The sequence below is a fragment of the Pseudomonas sp. GL_135 genome (assembly GCF_057834665.1).
Genome location: NZ_CM174408.1, coordinates 4,854,852 through 4,867,353, shown reverse-complemented (window position 1 = coordinate 4,867,353; position 12,502 = coordinate 4,854,852). Strand labels below are relative to the sequence as shown.

9 protein-coding genes are annotated in these 12,502 nt (G+C 57.5%); 4 read left to right on the top strand and 5 right to left on the bottom strand.

Annotation, left to right across the window (positions count from 1 at the left end):
• Positions 1-70 precede the first annotated feature (70 nt).
• Positions 71-1,927: a hypothetical protein gene (locus AC3ISG_RS21585; protein WP_489297922.1), complete on the bottom strand. Its 1,857-nt coding sequence runs from the start codon at positions 1,925-1,927 to the stop codon at positions 71-73.
• Between the two features lie 695 nt (positions 1,928-2,622).
• Positions 2,623-4,485: a hypothetical protein gene (locus AC3ISG_RS21580; protein ID WP_489297921.1), complete on the bottom strand. Its 1,863-nt coding sequence runs from the start codon at positions 4,483-4,485 to the stop codon at positions 2,623-2,625.
• Positions 4,486-5,005: 520 nt separating this feature from the next.
• Here AC3ISG_RS21580 and AC3ISG_RS21575 point away from each other — a divergent pair.
• The gene (locus tag AC3ISG_RS21575; RefSeq protein WP_205484845.1) at positions 5,006-5,899 is read left to right on the top strand and encodes a PA4780 family RIO1-like protein kinase; all 894 of its coding nucleotides are present in this window, start codon (positions 5,006-5,008) and stop codon (positions 5,897-5,899) included.
• Between the two features lie 46 nt (positions 5,900-5,945).
• On the opposite strand, the gene AC3ISG_RS21570 is transcribed toward AC3ISG_RS21575, so the two are convergent.
• Positions 5,946-6,326, bottom strand: a complete 381-nt coding sequence (locus AC3ISG_RS21570) for a hypothetical protein (protein WP_205484840.1) — start codon at positions 6,324-6,326, stop codon at positions 5,946-5,948.
• Positions 6,327-6,481: 155 nt separating this feature from the next.
• Between AC3ISG_RS21570 and AC3ISG_RS21565 the strand changes: the two genes are divergently transcribed.
• A complete protein-coding gene (locus tag AC3ISG_RS21565; protein ID WP_489297920.1) occupies positions 6,482-6,679 on the top strand; it encodes a heavy-metal-associated domain-containing protein in 198 nt (65 codons plus the stop codon).
• Positions 6,680-6,796: 117 nt separating this feature from the next.
• On the opposite strand, the gene AC3ISG_RS21560 is transcribed toward AC3ISG_RS21565, so the two are convergent.
• Positions 6,797-8,656 (bottom strand): Lnb N-terminal periplasmic domain-containing protein, encoded by a 1,860-nt coding sequence (locus AC3ISG_RS21560; protein WP_489297919.1) that lies wholly within the window; start codon positions 8,654-8,656, stop codon positions 6,797-6,799.
• A 72-nt stretch (positions 8,657-8,728) separates the two neighbouring features.
• Positions 8,729-9,217: a DUF3015 domain-containing protein gene (locus tag AC3ISG_RS21555; protein WP_122535346.1), complete on the bottom strand. Its 489-nt coding sequence runs from the start codon at positions 9,215-9,217 to the stop codon at positions 8,729-8,731.
• Between the two features lie 280 nt (positions 9,218-9,497).
• Here AC3ISG_RS21555 and AC3ISG_RS21550 point away from each other — a divergent pair, with 280 nt between their 5' ends.
• Positions 9,498-11,930: a Lon protease family protein gene (locus AC3ISG_RS21550; protein ID WP_122535347.1), complete on the top strand. Its 2,433-nt coding sequence runs from the start codon at positions 9,498-9,500 to the stop codon at positions 11,928-11,930.
• A 185-nt stretch (positions 11,931-12,115) separates the two neighbouring features.
• Positions 12,116-12,448 (top strand): PA4575 family protein, encoded by a 333-nt coding sequence (locus AC3ISG_RS21545; protein WP_122535444.1) that lies wholly within the window; start codon positions 12,116-12,118, stop codon positions 12,446-12,448.
• Positions 12,449-12,502 lie beyond the last annotated feature (54 nt).

Here is a 12,502-nt window from a genome sequence, read left to right as displayed (position 1 = left end):
GATCTGTTAAAAAACGGCAGAGTAAATTGATTCAATGATCAGCCCCTTTGTTTAAATCTCAGGTATGTCGTTAACGCTCGAGCCGAAACCAGTCCAGCACTACCCAGTCCCACGTCTGATCATGGCCTCTGTTTGAGATATTTATGCCAGCCATATCCCTATGGTTAAATATTATTTCGTTAGGGGTGTATCCTTCATTTTTAGGGCCTACCTGGCTTGAGAGAATATTGCCGTCTTGATCGAATACACTAAAATCTACACACTCGCGGGCCCATATGTAAAAAAAGCTCAATTTTGAATACGTCTCTCGAAAAGTGATGGTGAGGGTATGTTCAAACGCTGCATATTGGTGGTTTAGATGAAGTGCCATCGTTTCGATTTTCCCTGGTACAGTAGGGAAAGGTAAAGGTATGCCAGGGTCGTGTATATCCCATATTGCGGCGAGACCCCAGTTTGGGGAAAGGTGAATGGAAAAAACAGGCGTATCTACTGTATCTCCAGGATTTAAGTATTGGTTTGGCATCGAATCAAAGTTTTCAATGATCAGTGTTGTCAGCACTTTCAGGGATAGTGTCACGGTCGGAAACGTCAATGCCGCTGCTTCATCTTGAGCTCCCTCCAACCCCACTTTACACACAATCTGCATGTCACTCCCATCCTCAAACGTCTTCAGCTCCGCCCGTTTGATGGCGACGTTTAGCCCGTCGGCTATCTCACCGGACCGAATTACATAGCCCTCCAATAACTTGATAGTCGGCACTCCGCTTGGACCGGTCAACGTCAACCAAATCGTTTGGCCCAGCGCAATAAATGGCCAAGGGTCAACAGTGACATGCGCGTCCCCTTCAAACTCATTCAAATCCAGCACCTTTGTGGCTTGATCGGCCTCTGGTACCACGGGGGCGGGCAAACTTTCTGATGGTATTGCCTCAACCATCAGCTTCAAAACATCTGACCAGCAATCCTGTCCGTTGCGTTGTACTTGATAACGCACGTCAATCGTTTTGCCGATTGCGGCGCCAATTATGTTGGGGGGGACAGTTGACTCGACCGTTCCATCCGCCTCTCCCGGCCGCCAGCGGATAGCGCTGGAAATGTCATTCCACACCGGAACAATAATGTCGGACGTTTGCATGCCGGGATAGGTTGCCCTGAAGGTAGCGCCGGCCAGCACATCCATTGGCTTCAAGATGCCCGCGGGTGCTTCCGTGATGAGTGGAGCCGGAAATACCAACGCTGCAGCCGTAACGCTGTACGCCGTGACGGGCGAGGTTTGCGAACTGCCCGACGCCTTGAACACCACCTGATAACTGACCTGCAACGTCCCGCCACCCAGCGGCGTGAGGTGCTCCAGCGGTACGCTAAACGTGATCGGGCTCTGCTCTCCGCCAGGTTGAACCACGTACTCATCGGTGTAGTTGACCGGGGCGAATGGGGTCGCGGAACCGAACACCGGCGGTGTACCTGCCCAGTTAAGAATCACTCTGTCGCCAGCACGTTGGCCGACCCAGGCCGCAATCATGACGGTAACGGCGCTGCCACTGATCTGCGCGAGATCCAGCACCAGGGTTCCATTGGCTTCCACCACGAGAGGCGCGGTCAGTACGACGGGCAGACTCGTAATGGTGACGTTGGTGGTTTCGGACTCTCGGTTTGCAGGCGCTCCGTTCTGGACAAGGGTATAGCGCAATGCGGCTGAGCCACCAGCGATGCTTTTGAGGTGAGCGTTGGGGATGACGAACGTTGCCTGCTCAGACGTTGGATTGGTGACGTTCTGCGGCGGTAATGTGAGGGGAATATCGCCCGATGGTGTTTTACCGGTCCACCCCAGCGTGACGCTGTAGGGCTGTCCGTTACCGGGAAAGGTGGGGATGAGCACATGGCCGTCATTGTCGCCCAGTGCTGCGAGGTCGAGGGTAAGTGTCATGAGAATTGCCTCCCGTCCTGTTCCTTTTTCAGTGTGCTTCGTACGTTCATCCGATGACTCCTTGTCAACAGTCGTGCAGGCTTGCAGTGCAGTTTCAGGCTAGCGGCCAACCACCGACTTTGACACTGTCACAAATGACAGTAGGCGACTAAGTACCTGAAAAACATGAATAGACTGTTTCGCGATAGGGGATGTCAGCCATTAGCTCAACCCGAGCCGCAGGGCTGCTAAGCAAAGATAAATCTTCTTTATGTGTTGCCTTGGACCGTGTTCGGGCCCATGCGCGCGCCCCGACGTCGGTCTCTTTGTCGGAGAACTCGAGGTGGACAGCTCCGGATTTACCCAATCGGAGCGACGGCCAACCGGCACTCAATCGCCCTACCCTCAGATGAAAATGGACTGATTTATTACGCTTCCCCGTAAATTAACCTGTCTCAGGATTTACAGTTTTAAATAAATCAGACCCCTTTATCAGGTGGCACCCGCAAGAACGACCCTGAAGAAACCGGCCTCGTCAGTTTGGCGAATGTTGCCAACATGTTGGCAAGACAGCTGCGACATGCTTGAATCCATGGATAGTCAAATGTCCAGTCGTCCGTAAGTTACCGGGTGATAGGGGGCTGATCTGTTAAAAAACGGCAGAGTAAATTGATTCAATGACCAGTCCCTTTGTTTTAGAATTCTCAGGTATGTCGTTAACGCTCGAGCCGAAAACAGTCCAGCACTACCCAGTCCCAGCTCTGATCATGGCCATGGCCTCTGTTTGAGATATTTATGCCAGCCATATTCCTGTGGCTAAATATTATTTCGTTAGGAATGTAGCCTTCATTTTTAGGGCCTACCTGGCTTGAGAGAATATTGCCGTCTTGATCGAATACACTAAAATCTACACACTCGCGGGCCCATATGTAAAAAAAGCTCAATTTTGAATACGTCTCTCGAAAAGTGATGTTGAGAGTATGTTCATACCCTGCATATAGGTGGTTTAGATGAAGTGCCATCTTTTCGATTTTCCCTGGTACAGTAGGGAAAGGCATAGGTATGTCAGGGTCGTGTATATCCCATATTGCGGCGAGGGCCGAGTCTGAGGAAGAGTAAATGGAAAAAACAGGCGTATCTACTGTATCTCCCGGATTTAACCATTGGTTTGGCATCGAATCAAAGTTTTCAATGATCAGTGTTGTCAGCACTTTCAGGGATAGTGTCACGGTCGGAAACGTCAATGCCGCTGCTTCATCTTCTGCTCCCTCCAGTCCCACTTTACACACAATCTGCATGTCACTCCCATCCTCAAACGTCTTCAGCTCCGCCCGTTTGATGGCGACGTTTAGCCCGTCGGCTATCTCACCGGACCGAATGACATAGCCCTCCAATAACTTGATAGTTGGTACTCCGCTTGGACCGGTCAACGTCAACCAAATCGTTTGGCCCAGCGCAATAAATGGCCAAGGGACAACGGTGACATGTGCGTCCCCTTCAAACGCATTCAGATCCAGCACCTTTGTGGCTTGATCCGCCTCTGGTACCACGGGGGCGGGCAAATTTTCCGATGGTATTGCCTCAACCATCAGCTTCAAAACATCTGACCAGTAATCCTGTCCGTTGCGTTGTACTTGATAACGCACATCAATCGTTTTGCCGATTGCGGCGCCAATTATGTTGGGGGGGACAGTTGACTCGACCGTTCCATCCGCCTCTCCCGGCCGCCAGCGGATAGCGTTGGAAATGTCATTCCACACCGGAACAATAATGTCGGACGTTTGCATGCCGGGATAGGTTGCCCTGAAGGTAGCGCCGGCCAGCACCTCCATTGGCTTCAAGATGCCCGCTGGTGCTTCCGTGATGAGTGGAGCCGGAAATACCAACGCTGCAGCCGTAACGCTGTACGTCGTGACGGGCGAGGTTTGCGAACTGCCCGACGCCTTGAACACCACCTGATAACTGACCTGCAACGTCCCGCCCCCCAGCGGCGTGAGGTGCTCCAGCGGCACGCTAAACGTGACCGGATTCTGCTCTCCGCCCGGTTGAACCACGTACTCATCGGTGTAGTCGACCGGGGCGAATGGGAACGCTGGATTGAACGCTGGCGGTGTGCCTGCCCAATCAAGAATCACTTTGTCGCCAGCACGTTGGCCGACCCAGGCCGCGATCATGACGGTAACGGCGCTGCCACTGATCTGCGCCAAGTCCAGCACCAGGGTTCCTTTGGCTTCCACCACCAGAGGCGCGGTCAGTACGACGGGCAGACTCGTGACGGTGACGTTGGTGGTTTCGGACTCTCGGTCTGCGGGCGCTCCGTTCTGGACAAGGGTATAGCGCACTGTGGCTGAGCCACCAGCGATGCTTCGGAGGTGGGCATTGGGGATGACGAACCTTGCCTGCTCCGACACTGGATTGCTGACGTTCTGCGGCGGTAATGTGAGGGGAATATCGCCCGATGGTGTTTTACCGGTCCACCCCAGCGTAACGCTGTAGGGCTGTCCGTTACCGGGAAAGGTGGGGATGAGCACATGTCCGTCATTGTCGCCCAGTGCTGCGAGGTCGAGGGTAAGTGTCATGAGAATTGCCTCCCGTCCTGTGCCGCTTTCAGTGTGATTCGTACGTTCATCCGGTGACTCCTTGTCAGCGGTTGCGAGGCCTTGCCATGCAGTTTGAGGCTAGCGGCCAACCACCGACTTTGACACTGTCACAAATGACAGTAGGCGACTAAGTACCTGAAAAGGTTGAATAGACTGTTTCGCGATAGGGGATTTCAGCCATTAGCTCAACCCGAGCCGCAGGGCTGCTAAGCAAAGATAAATCTTCTTTATGTGTTGCCTTGGACCGTGTTCGGGCCCATGCGCGCGCCCCGACGTCGGTCTTTTTGTCGGAGAACTCGAGGTGGACAGCTCCGGAATTTACCGGGAGAAGTGGGCCTTTGCCCCTGACGGCACGAATGCTGCTTGGCCAAATGTGAGGGATATCGTGAGACAACCGGCATACAGTCAATCGACCTGACCCCCTACTCGCTGGCAGAGGATTGCCGTATAACGAGCAACAATCGCGTGTTTGGCAACGAAGGACCCCCAATAAAAGCTGATGAAGACTCCTAAACGCATTGAACCCTTGATCGAAGACGGTCTGGTGGACGAGGTGCTGCGCCCGCTCATGAGCGGTAAAGAGGCAGCTGTTTATGTGGTGCGCTGTGGCAATGAGCTGCGGTGTGCCAAGGTTTACAAGGAGGCCAACAAACGTAGTTTCCGTCAGGCAGCGGAATATCAGGAAGGCCGCAAGGTCCGTAACAGCCGACAGGCCCGCGCCATGGCCAAGGGGTCGAAGTTCGGCCGCAAGGAAACCGAAGACGCGTGGCAGAACGCCGAAGTCGCGGCGCTGTTCCGTCTGGCAGGCGCCGGCGTGCGAGTGCCCAAGCCGTTCGACTTCCTTGAGGGCGTGCTGCTGATGGAGATGATCTGCGACGAGTATGGCGATGCGGCGCCGCGTCTGAATGACGTGACGCTGGAGCCGGATCAGGCGCGCGAGTACCACGCGTTCCTGATTCAGCAGATCGTTCTGATGTTGTGTACCGGTCTGGTGCACGGTGACCTGTCCGAGTTCAACGTGCTGCTCACGCCAACCGGGCCGGTCATCATTGACCTGCCGCAGGCCGTGGACGCTGCGGGGAACAACCACGCATTCAGCATGCTGGAGCGCGACGTCGGCAACATGGCATCGTACTTTGGTCGTTTTGCGCCAGAGCTCAAGAAGACTCGCTACGCCAGGGAAATGTGGTCTTACTACGAAGCTGGCACCTTGTCGCCCGCAACAGTGCTGACCGGCGAGTTTGACGAGCCGGAAGAGGACGCTGACGTCGGGGGTGTGCTGCGCGAGATTGAAGCGGCACGGCTGGATGATGCAAGGCGTCAGGCAGCACGTGCTGCAGACGACGCGCCACCTGGAAAAACCGAAGAACCGCCTCCGCCCTGGATGCAGTGATCGACTCAGAAAAAACCCGGCTCAGGCCGGGTTTTTTCGTTGTACGCTAATAATTCAAATCTGCTTTCTTCAGGTACATCCCGTTTGGCCCGGATGCGATGCGGTACTTCAGAACGTCCCCCGCGTTGATGTGCAGACGCGTGTTGTTCTGCGCCTCGATGCCCGGCGAGCACCCCGGCGTCTGGCCCGGGAGCACACGCAAGCGCACGGACAGGTCGCCGGCTGGCAGATTGAATGAGCGCGACTCCTCCTGATACAGGCGGCCGACCAGTTGGTCCTGCATGAAGATTCCGATTTCGCAGGAAGTGGAAACCTCCAGGCGCTCGCGGGAAATGATCAGCACGCCATAGTCCTGATCGGCGTGGGCCCAGGATGCGCACGCCAACAGGCCGGCAAAACCTGCAATACGAAAGGCTGACCAGCGCATGGCTGAATCTCCTGATATGACGGTTGTAGTCGCACTCTGGCGCAGAGTGCAGATGAATGCCAGCCCGGCAGATCTCCCGGAAACTTGACCTTGCCCCGACGGGAAGGTCTTAGATAGCGTCATCGCGTGTTTTCGATGAGAAGAGGAGTCAGCACATGCAGGTATTCAAGGTCCAAGGCATGACCTGCGCGCATTGCGTGCGAGCCGTCACCAATGCCATCCAGGGGCAAGACCCCACGGCACAGGTGCAGGTTGATCTGGCCAAAGGCGAGGTGAAAGTCCAGAGCCAGCTTGGCGCCGAGCAGATTGTGGAATTGATCGAAGAAGAAGGTTACGCCACGACGCGCACATAGCAGGGCTGGCCTCTTCCCGGCTAAAGCCAGTCCTACAGAACCGTCGCGCGCATCGTAGGACCGGCTTCAGCCGGGAAGGCGTCCGGCATCACATTGAATAATTCAGGCGCCTGCTACTCAATAGTGATACCACTTCAGCTCCAGCATCACCTCATTCACCGGCGAAGTCAGCTGGCTGAAATCCCGCTGCGCGCTGAGCCGCAGGCCGAGGTTGCGCGACAGCTCCCATTGCTGGTTAAGGCTGATATTGCGCCGCACCTCACCGTTGGTGAAGTAATCGCCCTTGGTTTCCAGGCTGAAATTACCCAGCGGATTGCGCCACAGCACGCCGGTATTAAAACCCGCCGCCGGCGAAATCAATGCGGAGAAATCGTTGTTGTGCTCCACCCGCACCGTTCCCATCGCAAAGCCCAGCACGTCATCACCCAATTTCCACGTGCCGCCCGCGCCGCCGTTGACGTGACTGACCAGATTCTCGTCGCCATGCTTGCCGAGCACACGCTCAAGACCGCCCGCCACTTGCCATGACCACGGCTGCAATAGCTCACTGCGCGGTGTCAGCGAGCGGATGGTCGCCAGATCGAGCCGCTGCACCTGCCAATGGTTGTCTTCATACTGGCGCAGCTTGAGCTGCAGGATTTCGATCTGCGCACCCAGCGGAAAGCCGTACGCGTTGTCGTTCAAATCGTGGTACGCCATGCGCAGGCCGTATTCGGCGAACGCCTTGTCATCCCGAGTGCCGGCACCCAGTTGCCATGTACGCGACTCATGACCGTCTTCCGGCAGCCCCGGGCGCTCAATCTCCAGCGCAGGCGGCGGATTGGTGCTGATGGCGCGCAGCAGGTCATAGCTGCGTTGTGCGCTGGTCGGATCACGTTCCTGGCCGTTGGCGCGGTACCGCTCCAGCCTGTAGGCCGCGTCTTGAATCAACGCACGGCGATCTTTCGGCAGGGCGACGTAATCGGCGCTCTGCATCTGCTTTTGATCGGCACTGACTTTCAAAACCCACTGCTGCTCGTCGTGACTCAACGGCTCGGCGCGGCTCAGCAGTTCGCGCTCCCGGGACGGGCGATACTCGATCTTCTCTACAAGCCCTGCCTCTTTCACCGCACGCACGGTGTCCGTGGGAATGGCCGTCAGACGAAATTGCGGCGTCAGGTCCAGGCTCGGGCGAGCCACTTGAAGCAGCTCAAGCAGACGATAGGAACAGTTTTCGTCGAAGAAGAAATACCCGAAGCGAATCTGTTTGAGTTCCCACACGTGCTCGACCATGCGCCGGGTCTCTTCCGGGGTCAGGTTGAGGCGGTACTCCCACAGGTCCCGATTCTCAAGACTCCGGTACTCGGAAAGCTTCTCCTGATACGGCACCAGCGCGAACAACCCGGGGTAGCCGCCCGCCAGGCCTTTCCACGCATACAGAATGCTGTTGTCGGAGCCTTCGATGTACGCGCCGAAATTGATCGCGTAGCTGAGCAAGGCGGTCTTGTTAGCCTGCACGTCAGCCTGATCGATGCGCAGCAGCGTGTGGCCGAACATGGACGACGGGCTGTTGAGGTACGCCGCCGGGAAAATCAGCACCGTGCTGTCCGGGGCCACATCGGAAAACCATTTGTTGAATTCTGTGCAGTCAACGGCAGGCAGATCGGTCAGCTTCAGTTCGTCACGCAAAAATCGCGTGCGAGAGGGGTAAACGCATTGCGGGTGTGCGTTTTCCTGGCCCTGGGTGACGGGGCGGTAGATCGCCTCAAGCGTCGCCGCCAGCTCGGCTTTGGGGTCATGAGCGCCGTTCTGGGCGAGGAAGAATTTCGGATCATCGACATAGCTGCGCCAGCCACCCAGCTTGCCCGCTTCGTAGTGCCCGATGGAGATCCAGAACCTGGAACTGGCCAGCTGTTGCAAACGATCATTGTCGACGTGAGGCGCGGCGGACAGCGGGGCGCAGACACACAGCACCAGCCAGGCAAGGCGTTTGAGCATAGATAGGCAACTAGTCAGAAATGGGCAGGGCGGAGAACCTGCCTTCCGGGGAGGAAGGCAGGCGGCACGACTTTAAGCTTGGGTCGCGTATTTAGCCAGTGTCGGATCGTTCTTCAGGACGTCGATGGTGTTGGTGTGAACATCTTCAGCAGTGGCGTCGGCCTTGGTGAAGATCTGCTGGTAGTGCTCATGGGTGACTGCGGCGAAATGCGCACGGTCTTCCGGTGCAACGCCCAACACGACCGCGTAGGTGGTCAGTGCTTCGCCTTGGCCCATGGCCATGTCTTTGGAGAGCTCATCCATCATGCCGTTCATGGCAATCCAGGATTTGCCGCCGTAGGTCAGCGCGCTGTTGGTGGAGCAACCGTTGGTGCCCGAGGTCATGCCGAAGGTGGCGTTGCCCGAAGTACCGTTGGTGGTGGAAGCGAGGAAGTGAGCGGGAGTGCCGCGTTGACCTTCAAACAGCATGTTGCCCCAACCGCAGTCCGGACCGCCAGGCGCTTGAGCCATGGCGTTGATGGACACAGCGGCGAAGAGAGTACCAAGAAGAATCCGTTTCATAGCTTTAGTCTCTGTTGTTTCAACCAAGGGTCGGATTCCTGGCCGGTAGGGCGCCAGGGCGGACCGGTTATTTAAATTGTTACCGGTCGCGCAAGTTGGAGTTTAGGCACGATATGAACGTTCCGTCAGCTATTGCAGATTGTTGCGTGTAATCCGCCTCCGCCGGGTGTGTAGGCCGGTTCCTCATACGGAAAAGCGATCAGGTGGTTCATGCCTTGCCAGTGCGGTGCGGCGAGCGCCAGAATGCGCCCATCTGCCCCGCCTGATGTAAGGATGTCCGATGCCCGATTCTGTTGCTGCCAGCTTGCGACTCGCGCCCGAAGCGCTGACCCGTCCCTTTTCCGCTGAACAGTTCAGCTTCACGACAACCAACGATCTGGAACCCTTTCGCGGCGTGCTCGGCCAGGAACGAGCGGTCGAAGCCCTGCAGTTCGGCGTCGCCATGCCGCGCCCCGGCTACAACGTCTTCGTGATGGGCGAGCCCGGCACCGGACGCTTTTCCTTCGTCAAGCGCTACCTCAAGGCCGAAGCCAAGCGCATGCAAACGCCGTCGGACTGGGTGTACGTCAACAATTTCGACGACGCCCGTGAGCCGCGCGCCCTGGAACTGCCGCCCGGCAGCGCCAGCGCTTTCATCGCCGACATCAACGGACTGATCGACAACCTGCTGTCGACGTTTCCTGCGGTGTTCGAACATCCTTCCTACCAGCAGAAGAAGAGCGCGATCGACCGCGCCTTCAATCAGCGCTACGACCGCGCCCTCGATGTCATTGAGCGTCTTGCGCTGGAAAAGGACATCGCGCTGTACCGTGACAACACCAACATCGCCTTCACGCCGATGCTCGAAGGCAAGGCGCTGGACGAGGCCGAGTTTTCGCAACTGCCGGAAGCCGAGCGCGAGCGTTTTCACACTGATATTTCAGCGCTGGAAGAGCGGTTGAATGAAGAACTCGCCAGCCTGCCGCAGTGGAAACGCGAGTCCAACAACCAGATGCGTGAGCTCAATGAAGAGACCATCATCCTCGCGCTCCAGCCGCTGCTGGCACCGTTGTCCGAGCAGTACGCCGAAAACGCCGCGGTGTGCGCCTACCTTCAGGCCGTGCAGGTCAACCTGCTTAAAACCGTGGTCGAGCAACTGGTCGACGACAGCAAAACCGATGCACAGGCGCGCAAGCTGCTTGAAGAGCAGTACTGCCCAAGCCTGATGGTCGGCCATTCCGCCAGCGGTGGCGCGCCGGTGGTGTTCGAACCGCACCCGACCTATGACAACCTCTTCGGCCGCATCGAATACAGCACTGATCAGGGCGCGCTTTACACCACCTACCGTCAGCTGCGCCCCGGCGCTTTTCACCGCGCCAACGGCGGCTTCCTGGTGCTGGAAGCCGAGAAAATGCTCAGCGAGCCGTTCGTGTGGGACGCCCTCAAGCGCTCCCTTCAATCGCGCAAGCTGAAGATGGAGGCGCCGCTGGGCGAGCTGGGTCGTCTGGCCACCGTGACCCTGACCCCGCAGACCATCCCGTTGCAGGTCAAAGTCATCATCATTGGTGCGCGGTCGCTGTATTACACGCTGCAGGACCTCGATCCGGACTTCCAGGAGATGTTCCGGGTGCTGGTGGACTTCGACGAAGACATTCCGATGGTCGACGAGAGTCTGGAGCAGTTCGCCCAGTTGCTCAAAACCCGGACCTCGGAGGAGGGCATGGCGCCACTGACGGCAGATGCGGTCGCGCGGCTTGCCACGTACAGCGCGCGTCTCGCCGAGCACCAGGGGCGTTTGTCTGCGCGCATTGGCGATCTGTTTCAGCTGGTCAGTGAGGCCGACTTCATCCGCAGCGTCGCCGGTGACGAACGCACTGACGCCGGGCACATCGAGCGCGCGCTGAAGGCAAAGGCCACGCGCACCGGTCGTGTGTCGGCCCGAATTCTCGATGACATGCTCGCTGGCATCATTCTGATCGACACCCACGGCGCGGCGGTCGGCAAATGCAACGGCCTGACAGTGCTGGAGGTGGGTGATTCGGCGTTCGGAGTACCAGCGCGGATCTCTGCGACGGTTTACCCGGGCGGCAGCGGCATCGTCGACATCGAGCGTGAGGTCAACCTGGGCCAGCCGATCCACTCCAAGGGCGTGATGATCCTCACCGGTTATCTGGGCAGTCGTTACGCCCAGGAATTCCCGCTGGCCATTTCCGCGAGCATCGCGCTGGAACAGTCCTACGGCTATGTCGATGGCGACAGCGCTTCACTCGGCGAGGTCTGCACACTGATTTCCGCACTGTCGAAAACCCCGCTCAAACAGTGCTTCGCCATCACCGGCTCGATCAATCAGTTCGGCGAAGTTCAGGCGGTCGGCGGCGTCAACGAGAAGATCGAAGGCTTCTTCCGACTCTGTGAAGCCCGAGGTCTTACCGGCGATCAAGGCGCAATCATCCCCCACGCCAACGTCGCCACGCTGATGCTCGACGAGCGCGTGCTGCAAGCCGTGCGTGCCGGGCAGTTCCACGTGTACGCCGTGCGTCAGGTGGATGAGGCGCTGAGCCTTCTGGTGGGTATGCCGGTGGGTGAAGCAGACGAGGACGGTCAGTTCCCCGACGATTCGGTCAACGGCAGGGTAGTGGATCGTCTACGCGACATCGCTGAAATGCTCAGCGACGACGACCTTAAAGAGCTAGAAAAGGAGGCGCCACAATTACAGCCCGAGCTGAAAAGCTAGGCCTTTGACGTCAATGAAACGGGGCGCTTGATGGCCAAATGACCATTCGGCGCCCTTTTCGTTTTCGCGCTTTTCCAACGGGGTATTTGTTCGATATTGTCGGGTTGCAGCAGTTGTCAAAGGGACTGACGCGTTTCCCTCGCTATGCGAAGGAGATGAATACTGCAATCAATGAGGAGCTCGCCATGCCGCGCAGCCTCTGTCTTACCCGCCAATGCCTGGGTCTGGTGACCCGAATCGAATGTGTTGTACGCCCGCTGTCAGGGGATAAAGGAATGTGGACCTTGTTGTTCGCCGCCGGGATGTCTGGCGAACAGCCCTCCGCACTCAAGGCTCAGGGGCCTTTTCATGGACCGGTTGCTGCTGAATCGGTGCTTGATGCGATTGCCGAAAGCCTCCTGATGCATGGTTATCAAACGGCGGAGGAGATCCCGATCTGGGGCCTTCACCTTCAGGGGGAGCTGCGAAGAATCAACAGCGACGCCGCCGTGGGTCAGCGGACGTCTCCCGCCAACTGACCCCTGCGTTTCGATGCATTCCGCGTTTGCTTTGTGCTACCTGCAGACGCGGAT